This is a genomic window from Paraglaciecola sp. 2405UD69-4 (assembly GCF_047525415.1).
Taxonomy (GTDB): domain Bacteria; phylum Pseudomonadota; class Gammaproteobacteria; order Enterobacterales; family Alteromonadaceae; genus Paraglaciecola.
In genome coordinates, this window is the sequence record NZ_JBLIXM010000008.1 from 57,045 (window position 1) to 77,679 (window position 20,635).

17 protein-coding genes and 1 pseudogene are annotated in these 20,635 nt (G+C 38.9%); 7 read left to right on the forward strand and 11 right to left on the reverse strand.

Annotated elements, in window-relative coordinates; genetic code table 11:
* The first annotated feature begins 98 nt into the window (after positions 1-98).
* The gene (gene msrA / locus ACMUMK_RS18020) at positions 99-698 is read left to right on the forward strand and encodes a peptide-methionine (S)-S-oxide reductase MsrA (RefSeq protein WP_414702544.1); all 600 of its coding nucleotides are present in this window, start codon (positions 99-101) and stop codon (positions 696-698) included.
* A gap of 6 nt (positions 699-704) precedes the next feature.
* Here the strand turns inward: msrA and ACMUMK_RS18025 are convergent, their stop codons facing one another.
* Entirely contained in the window at positions 705-3,740 is a 3,036-nt protein-coding gene (locus tag ACMUMK_RS18025) for an ATP-binding protein (RefSeq protein ID WP_414702545.1), read from the reverse strand.
* Positions 3,741-4,055: 315 nt separating this feature from the next.
* Positions 4,056-4,676, reverse strand: a complete 621-nt coding sequence (locus ACMUMK_RS18030) for a tRNA-uridine aminocarboxypropyltransferase (RefSeq protein WP_414702546.1) — start codon at positions 4,674-4,676, stop codon at positions 4,056-4,058.
* A 199-nt stretch (positions 4,677-4,875) separates the two neighbouring features.
* Between ACMUMK_RS18030 and ACMUMK_RS18035 the strand changes: the two genes are divergently transcribed.
* Both ACMUMK_RS18035 and ACMUMK_RS18040 read left to right on the forward strand, forming a co-directional pair.
* Positions 4,876-5,220, forward strand: a complete 345-nt coding sequence (locus ACMUMK_RS18035) for an MGMT family protein (RefSeq protein ID WP_414702547.1) — start codon at positions 4,876-4,878, stop codon at positions 5,218-5,220.
* Positions 5,221-5,308: 88 nt separating this feature from the next.
* Positions 5,309-6,481, forward strand: coding sequence for an HD-GYP domain-containing protein (locus tag ACMUMK_RS18040; RefSeq protein ID WP_414702548.1), 1,173 nt, complete (start codon positions 5,309-5,311; stop codon positions 6,479-6,481).
* Between the two features lie 7 nt (positions 6,482-6,488).
* Here ACMUMK_RS18040 and ACMUMK_RS18045 read toward each other — a convergent pair whose 3' ends face one another.
* Positions 6,489-6,674 carry a hypothetical protein gene (locus tag ACMUMK_RS18045; RefSeq protein WP_414702549.1) on the reverse strand — a complete coding sequence of 62 codons (186 nt, stop codon included), beginning with the start codon at positions 6,672-6,674 and terminating at the stop codon, positions 6,489-6,491.
* A 253-nt stretch (positions 6,675-6,927) separates the two neighbouring features.
* Between ACMUMK_RS18045 and ACMUMK_RS18050 the strand changes: the two genes are divergently transcribed.
* On the forward strand, positions 6,928-9,090 hold the full coding sequence (locus ACMUMK_RS18050; protein ID WP_414702550.1) for a prolyl oligopeptidase family serine peptidase: 2,163 nt from the start codon (positions 6,928-6,930) through the stop codon (positions 9,088-9,090).
* Here ACMUMK_RS18050 and ACMUMK_RS18055 read toward each other — a convergent pair.
* The 8 genes and pseudogenes from ACMUMK_RS18055 to ACMUMK_RS18090 all read right to left on the reverse strand — a co-directional run bounded on the left by ACMUMK_RS18055 (position 9,070) and on the right by ACMUMK_RS18090 (position 18,681).
* Entirely contained in the window at positions 9,070-9,330 is a 261-nt protein-coding gene (locus ACMUMK_RS18055) for a GDP-mannose 4,6-dehydratase (protein ID WP_414702551.1), read from the reverse strand. The genes ACMUMK_RS18050 and ACMUMK_RS18055 overlap by 21 nt on opposite strands.
* A gap of 123 nt (positions 9,331-9,453) precedes the next feature.
* Complete coding sequence (locus tag ACMUMK_RS18060) at positions 9,454-10,152, reverse strand: arylamine N-acetyltransferase (protein WP_414702552.1); 699 nt, start codon at positions 10,150-10,152, stop codon at positions 9,454-9,456.
* Entirely contained in the window at positions 10,149-11,531 is a 1,383-nt protein-coding gene (locus ACMUMK_RS18065; RefSeq protein WP_414702553.1) for an asparagine synthetase B family protein, read from the reverse strand. The genes ACMUMK_RS18060 and ACMUMK_RS18065 overlap by 4 nt, the downstream gene beginning before the upstream one ends.
* Before the next feature lie 64 nt (positions 11,532-11,595).
* Positions 11,596-12,663, reverse strand: a complete 1,068-nt coding sequence (ribA, locus tag ACMUMK_RS18070; protein WP_414702554.1) for a GTP cyclohydrolase II RibA — start codon at positions 12,661-12,663, stop codon at positions 11,596-11,598.
* Positions 12,647-15,982, reverse strand: coding sequence for a glycosyltransferase family 2 protein (locus tag ACMUMK_RS18075; RefSeq protein WP_414702555.1), 3,336 nt, complete (start codon positions 15,980-15,982; stop codon positions 12,647-12,649). The genes ribA and ACMUMK_RS18075 overlap by 17 nt, the downstream gene beginning before the upstream one ends.
* Positions 15,983-16,056: 74 nt before the next feature.
* Positions 16,057-17,370 carry an ATP-binding protein gene (locus ACMUMK_RS18080; RefSeq protein WP_414702556.1) on the reverse strand — a complete coding sequence of 438 codons (1,314 nt, stop codon included), beginning with the start codon at positions 17,368-17,370 and terminating at the stop codon, positions 16,057-16,059.
* Between the two features lie 154 nt (positions 17,371-17,524).
* Positions 17,525-17,599 (reverse strand): annotated as a pseudogene (locus ACMUMK_RS18085) (Fic/DOC family N-terminal domain-containing protein); the annotation flags it as partial.
* 218 nt (positions 17,600-17,817) lie between these two features.
* On the reverse strand, positions 17,818-18,681 hold the full coding sequence (locus tag ACMUMK_RS18090) for a YicC/YloC family endoribonuclease (protein WP_414702557.1): 864 nt from the start codon (positions 18,679-18,681) through the stop codon (positions 17,818-17,820).
* Between the two features lie 179 nt (positions 18,682-18,860).
* On the opposite strand from ACMUMK_RS18090, the gene rph reads away from it, so the two are divergent.
* The 3 genes from rph to tusA are packed head-to-tail and all read left to right on the forward strand — an operon-like array spanning position 18,861 to position 20,483.
* Entirely contained in the window at positions 18,861-19,574 is a 714-nt protein-coding gene (gene rph, locus ACMUMK_RS18095) for a ribonuclease PH (RefSeq protein ID WP_414702558.1), read from the forward strand.
* 8 nt (positions 19,575-19,582) lie between these two features.
* Complete coding sequence (pyrE, locus tag ACMUMK_RS18100) at positions 19,583-20,224, forward strand: orotate phosphoribosyltransferase (protein WP_414702559.1); 642 nt, start codon at positions 19,583-19,585, stop codon at positions 20,222-20,224.
* Between the two features lie 7 nt (positions 20,225-20,231).
* On the forward strand, positions 20,232-20,483 hold the full coding sequence (tusA, locus tag ACMUMK_RS18105; protein WP_414702560.1) for a sulfurtransferase TusA: 252 nt from the start codon (positions 20,232-20,234) through the stop codon (positions 20,481-20,483).
* Positions 20,484-20,635 lie beyond the last annotated feature (152 nt).

Sequence of the window (20,635 nt, forward strand, 5' to 3'; positions counted from 1 at the left end):
AATGTATTTGATGTTTTGTTACTCACCATGAAATGTTTTATTGCTTTAGTGGTCTTATTGAATATCAAATGCTTAATATTTAAGAAGTGAAATACATAATGAAATACTTTTTAGCTCTATCACTACTCCTAATGCTGGGGGCGATAACGCCAAATGTTTCAGCCGAAAAAGCTATTTTTGCAGGCGGCTGCTTTTGGTGTATGGAATCAGACTTTGAAAAACTAGATGGTGTAAATGAAGTCATATCTGGCTTTACTGGTGGCACCTTGAAAAACCCAACTTACCGAGGCAACCATGAAGGCCATTATGAAGCCGTAGAAGTTGATTACGATGAAAGCAAAGTCAGCTACCAAGATTTATTGCAACATTACTGGGTAAACATTGATCCCTTTGATGATAGAGGCCAGTTTTGTGATAAGGGGTTTAGCTATAAAAGTGCAATTTTTGTAGCCAATGATACCGAAAGAGAATTAGCCGAAGCATCTAAGCAAGCTGTTATCTCAAAGTTTCCAGAGCAACAGGTTGTTACGCCCATCTTAAATGTATCTAAATTCTATCCTATAAAAGGTAACGAGAAGCATCACCAAGATTACTACAAGAAAAGTCCTGTTAGATATAAGGTGTATCGTTGGAACTGCGGTCGAGATCAAAGATTAGACAGCATTTGGGGAGAAGAACGAGCCTTTCCACAACCCTAGCTTAAGTTAAACCCTACTTAGTAAAGCAGGCTGAGTGACGCGGTTAAGTTCAGCTAACTGGGTTTCGATGACTTCTAGATGAAGCTTGCAGTCTGCAGTGTTAGCCGCAGCAATTAACGGCTCTAAAGCTCTAATTGCTAGCTCTGAGTCTGTAAGCCCACAGGCCTGCACACTAGGCAACAGTTTATATAAATACACGAGCGCACTATTGGTTTCCAAATTATCTATAGAGTCTTTTAACAGTAAGACAGTAACTTCTGCCCCTGCCAAAAATCCATAAAGAGCCTCTAAAAACAGTTCAACATTATTTTTATGGTTGATTATACCTTGTGGAATATTAACACCCGGTAAATCAATACATTGACGAGACAATGCGATAACTTTTGGAAGTTCATAAGCAATTGAAATCTCATCATCTTGTAGCGCTGAGTATTCAATATTAGCGAACTTCCTGCCAATTAGCGCAAACCCAAATGAACCAGCAGAGCCCTTTATAATATGTGAAATTTCTGAAATTAAGGGCAAGTCTCTTTGTAATAAAGCCTGTTCAATTTTAAATAGTTGTTCTCGTAAACTAACTTGGTACTCTTTTACTAACGCCAACATACCTTCACCGGTGAAGGCTTGTTCCATTTCACCTTGAGCCGTTAAAAATTTCGATAATTTACTAACAAACAGCTCTCTATCTAGTGGTTTAGGAAGGTGTTCAGAAAACCCGGCTTTCAGATATTCGTCTATTTCGTACTGCATATTGTTTGCAGTTAGTGCTATCGCTGGGGTGCTATTTCCTGCTGCACGAAGTGTTTGCAAAGCTTCTGAGCCATCCATGATAGGCATATGTATATCAAGTAAAAGTAAGTCAAAGCTATGGCGAAACAAAATTTCTAACACTTCTTTACCGTTTTCAACTTGCACCACCTGAATATTCATCCGCTTTAAAAAGAGCGTAATCAGCTCCCTGTTATTTGGGTGGTCTTCGGCCAGTAAGACTTTACTGCCTGCAAAGTTTGGGAGAGTAACTGGTTGAATTGTTTTGGAGGGAGTAGACTCCCAAATTTCTGTAACACTATTTATCCATTGAGTATTGTCTAACAAATCGACTTTTATCTTCAGTACAAAAATCGAGCCTTCGTTTGGTTTACTGTTAACTTCAATCGAGCCTCCCAAGCCCTGTGCAAGGCGCTGCGAGATACTTAACCCCAAGCCAGTACCACCAAAACGTCTGTTAATAGAATTATCTGCTTGAGTAAAAGGTTGAAATAGCTGTTTTTGTTGCTCTACAGAAATTCCAACCCCAGAATCTTTAACACAGATAACTAGCATGTTGTCATCTAGGGCAACGGATAAACCTACATAACCTTTAGTTGTAAACTTTATAGCGTTGTTAGTTAGGTTAAATAGTATTTGCTTTAACCGCGTAGGATCAGTAATGATTTGTGCTGGCAAGGGGTATTGGTAATCCAAGTGAAAAGCGAGCCCCTTGTCTCTTGCTCTTTTTCCTATTAAGGACTCAACTTGAGCCAAAACAGAAAACAAGTGAGTTGGAATGGATTCAAACCCTAGTTTGTTGGCATCAATTTTACTGATATCTAAAATATCATTAATGACACGCAATAGATGATTGCCATTTTCGCATATAATTTTTGTCACTCGTTCTTGTTCTGATCTATCAATATCTCCCGTCAATATGCCATCTGCATATCCAATAATAGAAGTCAAAGGTGTGCGAATTTCGTGGCTCATAGCAGCTAAAAACCGAGTTTTAGCATTGTTAGCGTCAATTAACTCACTGTTTGTTTGCTCTAACTGTGCATTAGCGGTTTGTAGTTCGTTAGTGCGGCTGGTCACAACTTTTTCTAAGGTGGTATTCAGCTCAATATTTTTAAGACTTAGTACTCTTAGTTGTGCAGCTAGTGCAAATGCCAACATTAAGCTATCCAGGCAATTTCCGATAAGGCCCATCAGGTAAAGGTTAGCGTTGTAACTAGGTAAAATTCCAAGATTACTTAGGTTTCCTATTATGTTTGGCAACACCACACACAACAAAGCTAAAGTAAAATATTTGGCAGGTGAATAACCGTCAACCCAAGAGCGCACCCCTGTGTATATCCCTATCATTGCCGCAATTGATGTACCAATAGAGACTAAATATATTCCAAGTCCTTGGTTATATAATGCAAACGGTATAGACACTAAACACGCAAACGACAAAGCTTTTAAGGCCAAAGCTACTTTGGGATCTCGCTTATCTAAACGTAAAAATTGTATATTGAAAAAGCAGGTGAATATAGTTGCGATAAGAAAAACGGGTATCACCCAAACCAATGAGTTAGACAAACCTAAATACGCTGGCACACCAAACGTGCCGGCCCAACCAATGGCAAACCCCATAGTAGAGAAAGCATAAGTCATGTACTGATAATTACGTATGCCTGTAAAAATAAAGAGGTTATAAATACCCAAAGCTAAAGACACACCTAAGCCCAATAAAAGTAAAACATTTTCTAAATTGAACTGCTTTTTAGCTTGGCCGAAAGGCGTAACGACAATCTTAATTGGCGAATAGAAATAGTCGCTACTAAATAGCATTGCTACAGTGGCGGATTGTTCAGGAGCAAGTAGTATTTTACTACCATAATGAAAATCCTGCTGATTATTCAAGCCATGGCCTGAAATAACTGGCTCATTAAAATTGCTACATTCGTAGCACAAGATTTCTATATGTTGAACTGCAGAGCCATAGGGATATACAAACCAATCAGCTTGTTGAGTGTCGTTGTGTAATTCAAAAACCGCTAGGTATTTATCGCCAAATGTATTGGTTTTTATATGGGTTTGCAGCATAGAGAGTAGAGATTGTAGCGAACTCTTGTCTTGAGGAAGTTGCTCTTCACTACCTGTTAGAGAAAAAAAGTTCACTTGTTCAGTAATATTTTTTTCACTTATATTACTAAGTTTAAGCGTGGGGATATCATTGGAAGATGAAGCAAGCAGGGTTTTCGAAGACAGTAATATAAGCACCAAGACAAAGGGTACAAACATTAAGTTTTTCAAAAATGTACTATTACTACTTTTAAAGATACTGCCCAATTTAAACCTGCTTTAACCCCAATGATGGTTTTGCAATTCAAAAAGCGAAAGATTTGCTGTTTTTAAGATAGAAACGGCTAAATAGATGTAAAAGATTAGCTCTTTTACATAGTGCCTTTTTTTTGACAAAAAGTCAGCTAAAGAGGGTCGTTTATTTCTCGTCTCTGATGCATAAGTTTGTCATTTAAAATATATAAAGCCGCCTGTTTACCCTCACTTTTTTGTGTTAATTATTTCCCAACAATTTTGATGCTTTTAAAAATCAACTTAGCCTTTGCTCTTGTGTCCCTTTATAAAACAAATTTCTTGCATCTTTTCGAATAAAACATATAGCGCAGTGCAATCAATATTTTTTGTAAATTCAAGAACATAAGCAACTGACTCTAAAGTAGAAAGGCTGTTTTCTTGAGTGGTATGCCTAATCTGGTACTTATTAGCAGGAGGGGCAGAGAAGTGCCAAGTCTGCAAATTATGCAACCATGGGTTTAACAGCCAAATTTTTAAGGCCTTTCGCCATGATGCATCGATAAAGATAACAGTGTGTCCAGTAGGAAAAGACTGCTGTTTTTGTGCATCACTATCAAGTGACTCTAGAGGGGTGCTTTGCTCATCTGGGTAACATACACTGAATTTTTCTGGAGCTTGTATCGCAGATTCAATAAGCTCAGCCCAATCCCCCGGTGACTCTCCCACAAGCACATTTACAGCTTTAAGGCCAAGATGCAGCAGTTTTACAGAGTTTTTTGCATGCTTTACTTCTTTAGGGTGCTGTAAAACAACAATATTAACCGGACTATCAATTGGGCTTACCCATGCACATAAACAGGTTTTTTGAGGGTAGTGACACTTACTACAGTATTGTCGCTTGGTCTTAATTGGGGTTGTCATATTTAATCTGGCTTATTTATCACAGCTTCTCTGACACTCAAGAGTATACATTTGATATGAATCTGAAAAACTCACAAAACCTGTTTTAATCGCTAAATATGTATATATGATAATTGTCACACTCTTTATTGATTGGATACATTGCGCCAATTATGATGCTTATGTTACAGATTGATCTGAATATAAGCCTGATACGTAAATGCTAAATTTAACCAATAATCAAAAAATTTGGAAAACCATCCAGCTAATACCCAGTGGTAAAGTAGCTACCTATGGACAAATAGCCGATTTGTCTGGGTTACCGGGGCGAGCAAGGTTAGTAGGTAAGGCGCTTAGTAGCGCCCCACAAGAGTTAAATGTTCCTTGGTATAGGGTTTTACGTTCTACTGGACAAATTGCATTTCCTGTAGGCTCAGAGCAATCAAAGAAGCAAACGGGATACCTACAACAAGAAAATGTTGCAGTATTTAATAACAGAGTAAAACTTAAAAATTTTCAATGGCAACCTGACTTAGGTGAGTTACTATGGAAGCTAGAGTTTTAACCCTATTCAAATATGCTTAGTATTACGCCGCTAGGGCCAATAAGCTCTACTTAAATAGTAGTTAGTAGACATTTTAGAGATAGCAATATTGTTAAAAACCATAAACATAGATGAAGTCACAGAAGGGATGTATATCGACTCTATCGTCAAACAAAAAAGTAAGCTTAAAATAGCGAGTCGAGGTAGGGTCACCTCAAAAGCAGCCATAGAAAAGTTGAAAAAACAAGGTATCTTGTCCGTTGCGGTAGATTTGAGTAAACAACTCTCTACTGAGAATGATAAAGAGCCAGAAGCACCAGTAAAATCCAAACCTGAAGTACCTTTTGAGTCTGAGTTAGCCATGGCTATGAAGCTCCATACTCAAGGTAAAAAGATCCAAAAAAATATGTTGGACAAGGTGGCTAAAAACCTTCCAATTGATATTGAAGTGCCACAAGAGTTTGCATCTAGCTTAGTATCTTCCATAGACAGAAACCCTAATGCACTGATGTGCATGACTAAAATACGTGAAAAAGACACCTATCTTCTAGAGCATTCGCTAAATGTATCTATTTTACTAGCTCACTTTGGCACCCACTTGGGGCTAGATGAAAATCAAGTACAAGAGTTGGCTTTATCAGGCTTTTTACATGATATAGGCAAAATCAAAATACCTGACAAAATACTCCACAAACCTGGGCGACTAACTGATCCAGAAATGGATATTATGCGCAAGCATGTAGTGTTTGGAACAAAAGTATTAAAAGATATGGGCCTGCCTGCTCCCATGATAACCACAATAAGTGAGCACCATGAAAGGTTAGATGGCTTAGGTTACCCTCTTGGATTACAAGGAGAACAAATCACCCAGTTTGGACGCATGATAGCAATAGTCGACACATATGATGCCATTACCGCTGACAGGTGTTACAAACCTGGAATGCCCTCTAAAAAAGCACTACAAATATTATTAAAAGACAGCCCAAACAAATTTGACCTAGCTTTAGTAAAGCAATTTGTACAATGTATAGGTATTTACCCAGTTGGGAGTCTAGTTAAGCTAGATAATGAAAAAGTGGCCATGGTTTTAAAGCAACATCCAGAACATGCTTTGAAACCCACTGTTAAGGTATTTTATTCAATTAGAAGCAATCACTATTTAGAGCCAAAAGAGCTTAATTTGGCAGCTAAAAATAATACTATAAAAATTGTTGAAGCCGTCATCGCAAGTGACTATAAATTAGACTTTAACCGTTATTTTAATGAATCTATTGCTCTGTAACTTCTACTTAAGCAGAGCGACTAGCTTCATTGATAATAACCGTCACTTGGTCTGTAGTAACTGCAGACGGACACACACCTTTACTCACTAACTCTTTACGAATATAGTCAGGATCATCAGACCTAAAATGGACAGCGTTTTTTTGTACATATTTGGTCAATTTTTGTTGCATTTTTCGTGTTAAACAAGACATTTTATTTACCTTTTATCTGACAACTCATAAGCCTAAAAACGAGTTAGGCCAGCAATTAAATATAGATAATTTGCATGTACATTTATAAAAACCATGAATACCACTAGTATTAATCAAGAAATAGGCCAGATAACTTAAAACCAATAGAATCATACAGTTACTTTATGTTTAAAATTTAATCTAAAATTTACTGTAAATAATTTTGACACTAAGCTCTGTAAAATTTACTGCAAGTAAGCAAAAAGGAATGCCCATGAAATTTATTCAAAGCTCGAAAACGTTACTAGCCTCCATCAGTTTTTTTTTATTAGCCTGCCAGCCAAAACCAGAGGACCCTAATATGCCTGACGTGATGTCGCAAACAGCGCCTTTACTAAGCTACCCGGAAACCCGCAAAGGGGATGTAGTTGATACTTACTTTGGAGAGCAAGTTGCCGATCCATATCGATGGCTAGAAGACGATAGAAGCCCAGAAACCGAAGCTTGGGTAAAAGCTCAAAATATAACCACTCAAAGTTATTTAGAGCAGGTACCGTATAAAGACAAAATAGCAGCAGTAGTCAAAAAGCTTTTAAATTACGAAAGAATATCAGCCCCATTTACAGAAGGTGAATACACCTATTTTTATAAAAATGACGGATTACAAAACCAAAGTGTAGTGTATCGCCAAAAGGGCGATAGCGAGCCTGAAGTGTTTCTTGACCCAAATACATTTAGCGAAGACGGCACAGTATCACTAGCTGATCTATCCTTTTCTAAAGACGGCTCATTAGCCGCCTATTTAACCTCAACTGGTGGCAGTGATTGGCGAGAGCTATATGTAATAGATACCAGCACTATGGAGCAAGTGGATACCAAACTAGTGGATCTTAAGTTTACAGGTGTGTCTTGGTACAAAAACGAAGGATTCTATTACTCTAGCTACGATAAGCCTAAAGGCTCAGAGCTAAGCGAAAAAACCGATCAACATAAAGTGTATTACCATAAAATAGGTACTGCTCAAAAAGACGACTTAGCCATTTATGGCCATACCGATGACCAAAAACACCGTTATGTTGGTGCAGAAGTCTCTGATGATAACCAATATTTATTCATTACCGCAGCCAACTCTACCTCGGGCAATCGGGCTTATTTAAAAGACTTAACTAACGCCGATGCAAAATGGATGACAGTTAAAGAGTCAATAGATACAGACGTGTACCTACTCACCAACAAAGGTGACGAGCTGTATTTTGTGACAAATTACCAAGCCCCCAACAGCAAAATTATAAAAGTATCAGCCAGCGCACCAGACGTAGTTAACTGGCAAGATGTAATACCAGAAACCGAACATGTTTTATCTCCAAGTACAGCGGGAGGCTATATTTTTGCGGAGTACATGGTTGATGCAATTTCTAAGGTAATACAATACACATTAGAAGGCAAACAAGTACGAGAGGTAAACCTACCAGACATTGGCTCTGCCGGCAGTTTTGGCGGCAAACAAAAAGCCACAACCACTTATTTCACTTTTAGTAATTACACTACCCCTACCACTATTTACTCTTACGATATTGCAACGGGTACAACTAAGCTGTTTAACAAACCAGCCTCTGCCTTTGATGGCAGCCAATACGTGTCAAAACAAGTATTTTATAGCTCAAAAGACGGTACCAAAGTACCTATGATTATCACCCAACACAAAGATGCAAAATTAGATGGTACTAGCCCAACAATATTATATGGCTATGGTGGCTTTGATATTAGTTTGACGCCACAATTTAGCTCAACGGTAGCTGCTTGGTTAGAACTAGGTGGTAGCTATGCAGTAGCTAATCTTCGGGGCGGTGGAGAATACGGTAAAGCATGGCATAAAGCAGGCACTCAATTACAAAAGCAAAACGTATTTGACGATTTTATTGCTGCCGCAGAGTATTTAATTGACAACAAGTACACCAGCAGTAAACACCTAGCACTGCGCGGTGGCTCAAATGGCGGCTTATTAGTTGGCGCAGTTGCCAACCAACGACCAGACATAGCCGCGGTAGCACTACCTGCAGTAGGGGTAATGGACATGCTTCGTTACCATACATTTACCGCTGGTGCCGGCTGGGCTTATGACTATGGTACTGCAGATCAAAGTAAAGAAATGTTCGAATACTTACAAGCTTACTCACCGGTCCATAATGTGAAATCGGGGGTAGAATACCCTGCTATTTTAGTTACCACAGCCGACCATGATGACCGCGTGGTACCAGCGCACTCATTCAAGTACGCTGCTATGTTACAAGCCCATGAAACAGGCTCTAACCCTACGCTAATCCGCATAGAAACAGACGCAGGACATGGTGCAGGCACGCCAATTAGCAAAACCATAGAACAATACGCAGATATCTACGGCTTCACCCTCTACAACCTAGGGGTAAAAAGCTTGTAAGTTTAGGGCGTACTTATAGTACAACAGGAAAACATAAAGGTTTGCTTCAGCGTAAATCATTGGTCGTCCAATAGAGTGCCTGAATCTAGCTTGAGCAGCTAAGTGATTAATACGGTCAAAAGACTTTTCATGGAATAAAGTCATAAAAGCCTCATATTCTATGATATTTATTCTGGCGAAACGGAGTGTACCTTTCGAAGAGAGGAATGCGTGAGACTTTAAATTGTCCAATCGGTGCAATTTTCATTGGTTGCTAGGTTATCCAATCCGATAACGTAGTGCTCTTCTGAACACATTTTTTTGGGAACGCTATGGCCTATAAAACCAACTATACCGGTCACAGAAAATTTCAGTGAGATGTTCCTAATTGCCTATGTTACCTACGTAGCCATTTAATTCATGCTTAAAATCGACATAGCTATTTACATTGAAACCAAACTCTTTCTTTATGATCTTTGGAATTGTGGCCTTTTTTAATTTCTCAACAGAAAAGTCATTAAATGAATATCGCTCTAAACGATTACCACGTAAAAATAAAAACTCTTTGCCTACAATCATTGAGAATCGAAGACTGCGAGAAAATGGATAATTAACTCCAGAAGAGTAACGCGATTTTATTTGGCTATAAATTTCTTGCTCAGGACGAGGTGTTATATTGATTTCTAACTGAAGGCTTTCTTTCCCTTGCCTTTCATGAAATACAAGTATCCAATTTTTTGCAATTTCAGTACGATACTTCATGCCATAGCATTCAAACTGTGTATTTTCGTTACAAGGTAACAAGCGAAGTGTTGGCCAACCATTACCAACGTCAGCGAAATAAGTTTGATTATTGATATTTATCCTTACTAAGCGATGAATTTCTTTCCCGCCTATATTGGCAGTATGTAAGAAAGCCTTTACCCCCATCATGCGCAAATCCGAAAGGAAAGCTAAGGTTTTATCTGAACATGTTCCTCCGGGAATTGCTATTATTTGTGAAGAACCGTAGAGTAAGTTTAAGTTGTGAAATGGCACTGTGCAGAAGTGTTCCAGTATCAACCGCTCAATTTTATCAATCATCGATGGACCTCGCCTCTAGCATCTATAGCTACATCGAATACAGGATAAGAGTGAAAATAGCTTTGTGTTGGATCAAAGTTGAAATACTGCTTCCATATAGTCAATAACTCTTCTCGTTCGCTTCGACCATTTCGCTTCAAATATCTAACAACCATTGTTCTGATCCCACTACCAACATCACAAGATATTTTTTTTCGGTAGATAATTTCTTGAGGTAAAGCTCCCTTAAATGCCTTCCTTAATACCATCTTGTTTATGTCGTCAGCGTACAACTCAGAAAAGCTCATTCGGTCACTTAGGCTTTTCACTACCGGATCAAGAAAAGGACAGCGAGGTTCAATGCCATTTGCCATGCAAGCTAAATCTAGTCGCCTTAATTCGGTAAACGTCATGTCTTGAATTAGGCGTTCACGAGTTTCCGACCAAGGATCGCGATCTGAAAACTGATGATAGCCACCAAATAATTCATCAGCCCCTTCACCAGTTAGAACAACTTTAATACATAAATTTTGTGCTGCTCTAGCAAGTAAATAAGTTGCTAATCCATTACTAACAATTGATGGGTTAAAGCTTTCTGTGGCGTAGACAATTCGATTAATTAAGTGTGGTAATTCATCATCACTAGGAAGTGGTACAACAATTAAGTTTTTTAAGTTGAGATAATGAGCAACTGTTCGTGCAGCAACGTAATCATTCGACGTAGTGTCACTAAGGGTGAAGTACACGACATCCCCCCTAACTTTTGAGGTAATGCTCGCTATGATTGAACTATCGAGACCACCACTTAGAAAAACAGCCACTGGCTGGTTGAGTGATGGAAGACGCTTTCTGATACTATAAGTCAAAGCGTCTACTATATTACAATTACCGATTTTGGAAGACTGCTTGTAAAGTTCAGTGACTTCCCCGGTTGACAGTTCTACAACTGAAACGCCCTTGGGAAGTGGTTTGAACCATTCAATAGAGTCAAAAGGTTTAAGTTCGCTTGAGATAAAAGTCATGCCGTTGGATACACCAACGAACAGTGGCTTTTTACCCATGGCATCACGCAAGCATATCGCTTTTGATCTTGTTGGGTTTATAAGCACTGCTGAGTAAAAACCATCTAGTTTTTCAACAATCTGTTCTTTGAGCTTCAAATACAAAGGAAGAATTATCTTCGTATCACAATTGTTGGCATTAAGTTGATGCTTTTTAGCTAACGCTTGATAATTGTATATTTCTCCATTAGTGACAGATATCCAGCCTTGTAGTTCAAAAGGTTGACGCCCATCAAACTCATCCCCATTGATTTCTAGTCGCTGGAATCCAATTGCAATATTTTTATCAATACAAATAGTTTGACTGTCAGGACCTCGGTGCTTCAGTTTTGGTATCATCTTTGAAATGAGCTTTTCACTATTATTTCCAGCTAGCACTATCAAACCACACATTTAATTAATTTCATCTAGTTAGTGCAAACATTTCGGTTTCAAGGAAACTAAGCTCTTTTCTTACCTGCATTAAAAGCTGGCCAAGTCTATTTTGGCCTGTACCGTCTCCAGAATCGCCCCAATAGCTGTCATTGATGGTTAATTCAACGAGCTTTCTATGTCCTGAACTTAATAACTTTTTATTTAGATTTGGATGTTGAGAAAACTTCGCACGTAAAGCCCTTAACATGATCGAATCTTTAATGGTTTGCCAATCAGGTCTCTTTGCTAGATGAGGCATTTCATGCGCTTTAGATTTCGCCAGCATGGGAGTAGATGCAATGCGAATGAGCTCTTTATCGTCTTTAGATATAAATTTTTGGGCTTGGTAATAATGTTCAGTTGTAGGCCAAATTACATCGCCAATAAATACAGCGTGTCGTGAAAAGTTGGATAGCTCCCCCCAAGGTTGATCAGAATGATAAAAGAAGATGGGCTCTGAGGCATTGAGCTTAGAGTCTAGTGGTAGTTTATGTCCTAGTTTTTGGTTTTTGCTGTATAGATAACCTTTGTTTTCAGGTCTAATATTTGGGTGAGTGTTTACCATAATGGTTTTAATACCATGCTGGTTTAAATACTTATGCTTTCTAGGGTTGTTTGATATCAAACGAACAATACTAATATTTAACTCTTTTAAAAGAGATACGGCATTGGTATAGCTACGTATGTCTTGTCTTAATCCAAGTATTTCAAATGACTCTGCTGTATCAACTTGCTTTGTTTCCATTGTGCGTACAGCTTTTATTTTCAGGGATAATCCATGCCCTCGTCCTTCTTGTTGTTGGTAAATAATGATTCCTTTACCTTCCGAGGCGATGCGTTTCATAGTTTCCATTAGTTGATCATTACAATCGCAGTCTAATGCGCCAAATACTTCTGATGCACGACAAGATGAGTGAACTCTGAAAAGAGGTTGTTCTCCTTGAAAGTTAATATCACCCATAGAGATCACACTAATGTCATCAGTGGCTGTGTCATACATACGAAACTCACCCATCGGGGTGGGTAATATACACCAGTTATCAAATTGTAATTTCATTTATTCTATCCTGTACATCATCACAAACTAATTCAGCTGAGTTGTTTTTTAATACATCATTATATGCCTCTGTAGATTTGGTTATCTGACCCAAAAAATGGAATATGTCATTCTGGCTTATTTGTTGAGTGGCATATGTAATATCATCGAAAGCAGCCATTGAAAATTCTGACTCGATCCTATTGGCTAGGGGGATTAAATCATCAGAAAAGCGGCTGTTAGCCAATACTTTTGCTAAACCGTTGATGCGGTATAAACTTTGTTTTAATGAAGTTAACCGGTTCGCCATATAACTCATGGACTTTTGATATATCAACGCTTTCTCAATAGGAGTGAAATTCAGTCTGTGCTCAGGATTTTCGTTTAAAAAATCAGTTAATCCTGCATATAGAGTCGAACCAATGAGTTCTCCTTTTACTTTGTCCGTATTTAACGTTGGGCAAGCTGTCGAACGGCCAATATGATAGATTGGAAAAGCAACGGCCTTGATAGTCATACGTCTGTAGTAGCGATTTATTATGGCCCAAATCATATCAGATCGCCTGGCCTCTTTCCCATTTAGCGTAGGTATTAAATTTGGTGTGCGAAGTATGGCCTCATTATTTAGTACGAAAGTACACCCGCCACGATTAACTGACTCCTTAGCTTCTTCGAGAGGTTTTTTACACTTTGGTGCAATAATCGATCGTGTTAAAGGTATGCCATTCAAAATATTTAACGCACCAGCAATGAGCCTAGCACGAGCTTCTTTAACCGTTTCAAATGAGTAACTTGGCTCCAACCAAAGAGGCGCTTCTAAATGTGCGGTATGTTTACGTGATAAATCGTAATAGTAATCTGAAAAATGCTCACGTATTACATCATTCTCTTGGGAGCGGTTTGGTAAAATCATTTCTTCCTGTAAGTTAGAAAGCCAACTTAAATTATGGATTAAGTCCATCAGCTGAACCCGAAGCCCATTCAATGGTGGGTTAGGTGATGCACCTTCGTAAGCGCCAAAAAGGATATCAACCCCTTGATTACGAAATGCAGGAAGCCAACCAATATAGTCACAAGCGCGTCTATCTAATCGCATATCATCATCAAGGATCCAACCTATTGAGCCTAAGCTGTTTGCCATCTGAATGCCCAGATATCGTTGAAGCATAGTTCGTGCGAGAGCGATACCTACTTGGCCTTTTGGTCTATTTTGAATAATCGTCCCAAAATAGCCAGCTTGAGCATCTTCTTGCTGCTTGTATTCTGGAATGATTCTGATGTTTAACCAAGGTTCATTATTGGATTCAAGAAGTGTTAGTAATTCTGAAGATCCACAACCATTACATAAGATTATAACCGACAAGGATTCTATACTAGGGTGCCCTTTTAGTACTCGGAGACTATTCAGTAACGACATGAAGATAAGAGGAACTGCTGATATAACACCAATAATAAGTTCAAAGGGCTGGTGTACAGGAGCTGCTTCAATACAGATGTTAGAAAATGTAGATTTATTTATTGGGTAATTGAGTTTTGCACGAAATTTATCAAACCCATTAAGTTCAGAAAGGGTCTGATCAGTTAAAGACTGGCGCAACAGATGATTTAAATTGTCATTGTTAGCATACCAACATGATAAGTATGCACGCCTAGCCATATGTTCAAATCCAAGTTCATTCCAAGGGCGAATATCTGAACCATAATCTATAAGTTTTACTTCAAAGGATGTAACAATAAGGTTTTTGGGGTGAATATTGTTACAAACAACACCAGCTTGAGTGCAGCCATTTATTAGGTCTATTAATAACTCTTCATTACCTCCTTGGTACGCAACACTGTCTTCGAAAGAATAAGTGATGAGAACCCACGTACCATCCCTGATAACGGATTGTAGTGGATATAGTCCTTGGGTGTTCCAATGACAGCCATTATATAGCAAGAACTCATATTGAGCTTCGGGTGTGCGAGACTTCCAATAATCAATGCATTTGTAAACAGTATGACCATCACTGAAGACTATAGCTTCAGAGCCTGAGCCCAATAATTTCAAGTTATTAACATCGAAGTTGTGAGCAATTCTCTGTTTCGCTGAAATAATACGCTCTTGATAAATATGCCCTTTCATTGATTTCATATTTTCTTGAATAGAGCCCAAGTTCGGTAAATCGGCAACTGTGCATTTGGATAGGTAGCTTTTTATATCTTGAAAACTTTCAAGGTAAACATCACTCAAATTGTCTATATAGAAAACTTCACTTCCAGGTCGTAGATGTGTAATAAAGGTGCAATACTTCTTTAATGACGACTTGGCTAAAACAGAGAAGCAGCCAATCCCATTATTCCGCAAAGTATTGGCAAAATGATCTTGCACGGAGGTATTATTTTGAACTTGAAAAACAACGTCTAAGCCGACTAAATTATATTTTCGAAAATGCCGGAACACTTCAACTAGTCGCATTAATAATTTATCACTTAATTCTGAGCAAAGAGCTAACACGATAGCCGTGTTATCATTTGAAGTAGCTTCAGGCTTAGGTGCTTGCCAATTAAAGAGCTTTTCCGTTCTTTGTGAAAAAATAGCCCGTTGCTCATCAGTCATTCTACTTTGGTACTTTTGCCAAAAAGCAGTTAAACCTGAAAGTTTTGTATTAGAGCCTGAAGTACTTAGCCTGACTCTATTTGACTCCGCGTAGTGATAAACTAAAAACTGATTTATTGCTCGATAGCTGACTTTATTTGATTCGGCCAGTCGAATACAAAGGTCGCGATCAGTAGAGCTGGCTAAAAATTCATCAAAACAACCTGCTTGAAGAAAAGTATCTAAACGTAAAAACAAATTAGAACCTTGAATCCCTGGATTACCAACCAAAAATGAACAAGCGGAGAGCTCTTCGGGAGCTAAATTTTGGTATGAAATATTAGGGCTATCCTCAACGCGGTTTATTCCACACGCGACCATCTCTAAATCATATTTGTAAGCTGTGTTTAAGCATATCTCTAAATAGTTAGGTTGCCATTCATCATCATCATCTAAGAACGCAACAAAAATTTGTTCAGGAAAATCAATCTTAGTAAGAAGAACATCTATTGCACTGTTCCAGCATCCGCTTGCACCCAGTGTACGATGGTTTTTAAAATACAAAACCTCACTTTTTTTTATTTTAAAATGATTAACAATCATCTGATTTTTCTCGATATATGATGAATCAGAGTCGTCACACACTAATAAAAAGTCTGGAGTTAGAGTTTGATTTTTAATAGATGGAAGTGATCTAGTGGCAAGTAGTTCGCTTCGGTTTTTAGTAGCTACAATTACTGCTAACTTCAATGTAGATAACAATTTTTCTATCCCTAATTTTTCTTATGATGTTCGTATGTTTAATTGAACACCGTTGATTATTGAATTATTATTTTTTACCACCTTTGAGGTAAATAATGCGTGAAATACAAAGGCATCACAATATTGGTTTGTTCTAACGCTGAAGAGCCTTGTGTACCCGTTAACTTAAAGGTTTTACTTGGAGTACATTTTTCAACGTAGGATGCCAACGATTTTGCTCTCGTACGTTTACCACTCTTGACTTCAACAGGGACGATATCGCCTTCATCGGTTGCCAAAATAAACTCGATTTCGGCGCGGGCGTCATTCCATGAATAGCTTGGGTCAACACCAATAGCAGTGAACTCTTGTTGCACAAAGTTTTCAGCCACATAGCCTTTATATTCATAGTTTTGTTGCTTAATCTCTTTATAACTACTGCCTAGCATATGATTGAGCAGGCCCACATCAAACAGAAACAGTTTAACCATATTTTCTTTTTTATAGGCCGCCAGCGGAGATTTCGGCAATCCTGCAACAGGGTAGTTTGGCAAAGCTAAGCGGCAGCAGTTAAGCCAATGGATCGCGGTTTCAAAGTCGCTATAACGAGATTTCCGCTCATGCACATGCTTAAATTTAAAGCGTTTAACGGACTCATCGCTCACCAGTGATAGCTGCGCTGGAATGCTATTAAATACAGATTCAATCAGTGTGGCATCGACCTTGCCAACGAACTTACCAAAGTCGCGGCGATAACCTTCAACTAAATCGGCATGAACTTTTATCACTTTTTCAACGCGCTCTAGAATACTTAAATCCTTAAACTGATACCAAGCAGAAACGGCTTCCGGCATACCACCGGTAAAAAAATAGTCTGTTAGTTTATCCATCAATTTAGTGTGCACCGCTGGTGTGCTTGCTTGACTATCAAATGCTTTGATCAGTGCTTGCTCGTTGGATGCGTAAATAAATTCTTGGAAGGTCAGTGGTTGTAAATTGTATTGTTCTACCTTGCCCACAGGGAAGGTTTTGAGCAAACCAATGTTCGAACCACTGGCTGCGACAAAATAGGACGGTGCCTTTTCAGCAAAATACTTAAGCGAAGTAACGGCTCGTTCACATTCGCCAATTTCATCTAATATTAGCAAGTCGGTTTCTGGGTTGAACGCTTGATTGGTTAACAACTCAATGTTCATTATTAGCTCGTCAGGTGACAGTGATCCGTCGAACGCCTCTTTGTAGGCAGGATTTTCAAGGAAGTCGATACGAAGGATGTTGGCAAAGGTGTTTCCAAACAACTCTTGCAGCAGATAAGTTTTACCTGTTTGTCTTGCGCCATCGATCAATAATGGCTTGCGCACAGGTTGTTTTTTCCATGCAATTAAGGAATTGAGTAAGTTACGATGCATTGTTATTTCCCGCCAATTAAGACTATTAACAGCCTATATTATAACCTGAACCACACTTTTATGCGCATTAAAGTGTGATTTTTTACATTTTTATGCGCGTAAAAATGTGGTGACGGGTTTTGGTTAAGCAAGACTGTCTTGTTAATTGTATTTTTTAAATTTCAGAACTACGTTTTGCTTCTTGTAAGGTAAGCGTGTTTATTAATATGGCTTCATTAGGAATTGATTCTGCAACGCCCTTTCATTCAGCTAAATAGCGGTGAGCAACAGCATTTTTTTAGTACTTATGATTGTTCGATTTTAACATGTATAGAAAATTGAAATATTTATACATATCTTTGTGATATGTATAAATTTCTCATTAATTTCGACATGTTATTTATATGTATAAAATAAGAAAAGCCCCCACAAAAGTGAGGATTTACAATCACGGGCAGATAAAAAGTGTTATTCTATATTCTGGATCTGCTCACGCATTTGCTCAATCAACACTTTTAGCTCTACCGCTGATTGGGTGATGTCGGTATTAATAGATTTTGAGCCTAGGGTGTTTGATTCACGGTTAAACTCTTGCATCATAAAGTCTAATCTGCGGCCTACTGCCCCCCCTTTTTTGAGGATTTTATAGGTTTCGCTAATGTGAGATACCAAGCGGTCTAACTCTTCTGCAACGTCGACTTTTTGTGCCAGCATCACCATTTCTTGTTCGACTCGGGTCGATTCTAATTCTATTTTAGCTTCTTCAAAGCGGCTTAGAATTTTTTCTCGCTGCCATTTAATGACTTCGGGCATGTAGGCCGTTACTTTCTCTACTTCTGCTTTGATACCGTCTAAGCGCTGTTCAATCATAACTTTAAGGTTGACGCCTTCGGTGGCTCGGGCTGCTATAAAATCGGTTAGGGTTAAATCAAATTCTTTGAGTATGTCGGCTTGGATACTGTCCATGTCTGCTTCTTCTGCTGACATGACACCAGGCCATTTTAGTACGTCTAAAGGGTTAACGCCGGCTGATTCTCCTTGAGCCTGCACCCAATTTGCCGCTTGCATAACTTGTTTGGCTAGGTCTTCATTAAGATTTAGTTTTCCGACTGCTGCGTCGTTTGCAAAAAAGCGCAAAGCACATTCGACCTTGCCCCTTTGTAGTTGCTTACGAAAACGCTCACGCAAAACAGGCTCCATGCCTTTAAATTGTTCTGGAAGGCGAAAATAAGTTTCAAGAAACCTTTGATTAACTGAACGGATTTCCCATACGGCTGTGCCCCATTCAGCTTTAAGTTCGCGGCGGGCAAAAGCAGTCATACTGTAAATCATTGAAATCTTCCTAAGTTTTATTTGCCACTATTATACCTTGCTTACTCTTAGGTGCGAGGCTCGATATATAGTATTCGCTAATTAATTAGATACTTAGGCTTTAAAACTCAAGATAATTTGCACGTAAGTCTCTATAATTGCGCCCATTAATATTGTCTGTGAGTATTTAGGAGAGCACCATGCGTCCAAGTGGAAGAACTGCCAATCAAATCCGCCCTGTTACGATCACTCGTAACTTTACCTGCCATGCCGAAGGTTCGGTTTTAATTGAATTTGGCAATACTAAGGTGTTGTGTAATGCCTCGGTAACCGAAGGTGTACCGCGTTTTATGAAAGGCAAAGGTAAAGGTTGGGTGAATGCAGAATATAGTATGCTGCCTCGTGCCACACATACTCGTTCGGACCGTGAAGCCGCCAGAGGCAAGCAAGGTGGTCGCACCCTTGAGATCCAGCGTTTAATTGCTCGTTCACTACGTGCAGCTGTAGATTTAAAATTACTGGGCGAAAACACCATAGTGGTAGATTGTGATGTTATTCAAGCTGATGGTGGCACTCGTACAGCTTCAATTACCGGTGCATGTGTGGCGTTAGCTGATGCTCTAAGCTGGATGCGCGCTAAGGGTATTTTAAAAACAAATCCGATTAAACATATGATTGCTGCTCTATCAGTTGGTGTTTATAAAGGTGTAGCCATTGCTGACTTAGAGTATTTAGAAGACTCTGACGCAGAAACAGACATGAATGTAGTGATGACAGACACAGGCAAGTTTATCGAAGTACAAGGTACCGCAGAGGGTGAACCTTTTGACGCAGATGAACTAAACGAAATGTTAGCGCTGGCGAAGGACGGTATTCGCGAGTTATTTGACGCACAAAAATTGGCTTTAAATTAGGATTGACCATGCAAGATTATCAACGTGATTTTATTGAATTTGCTTTAGCTCGCAATGTTTTAAAATTTGGTCAGTTTACCCTTAAATCAGGTCGTACTAGCCCTTACTTCTTTAACGCTGGTTTGTTTAACACAGGGGGCGATTTAGCCAAACTTGGGCAGTTTTACGCACAAGCTTTGCAAAATGCAGCCATAGAATATGATGTGTTATTTGGTCCCGCTTACAAAGGTATTCCTATTGCCACCACAACAGCTGTGGCCCTTGCAGATAAACATGAGGTAGATAAACCTTATTGCTTTAACCGTAAAGAAGCCAAAACCCATGGCGAAGGCGGCAACCTAGTAGGTAGCCCATTAGCCGGTAAAATCATGCTGGTGGATGATGTAATCACTGCGGGAACCGCAATTCGTGAATCTATGCTATTGATTGAAGCTAACAAAGCAGACTTAGCAGGGGTGTTGATAGCACTCGATAGACAAGAAAAAGGCCAAGGTGAGTTATCAGCCATTCAAGAAGTAGAGCGCGACTTTAATACTCAAGTGGTGAGCATTGTAAGCCTAGCAGATTTAGTTGAGTACTTAGCTGATAAACCCGATATGGCAGAGCATTTAGCGAATATCAAACAATACCGCTTAGATTACGGAATATAAATAAGCTGTGAGTGCTAGTAATCCTTTTGAATCGGCTGATTATCAATTAGATGCTATAGGTCTACGCTGCCCAGAGCCTGTGATGATGGTGCGATTAAAAATTCGCGAAATGCAAATAGGTGAAACCCTAGCGGTTATTGCGGACGACCATTCCACCACTCGGGATATCCCCAGCTTTTGCCGCTTTATGGAACATGAGCTGGTGGATCAAGCTGTAGAAAACTCTCCTTATCGTTATCTTATAAAAAAAGGCCGCTAAATTTTTAGCGGCTTTTCTATTAAACAAACTGTCTCGTCCTGAAATGTGTTTACACATTTAGGACTTATTATGACCAAGTCAAATAATACACCGCTTAAACGAACACAACGAGATTATTCATTAGGCTTTAAATTACAAATTGTCGACGCTGT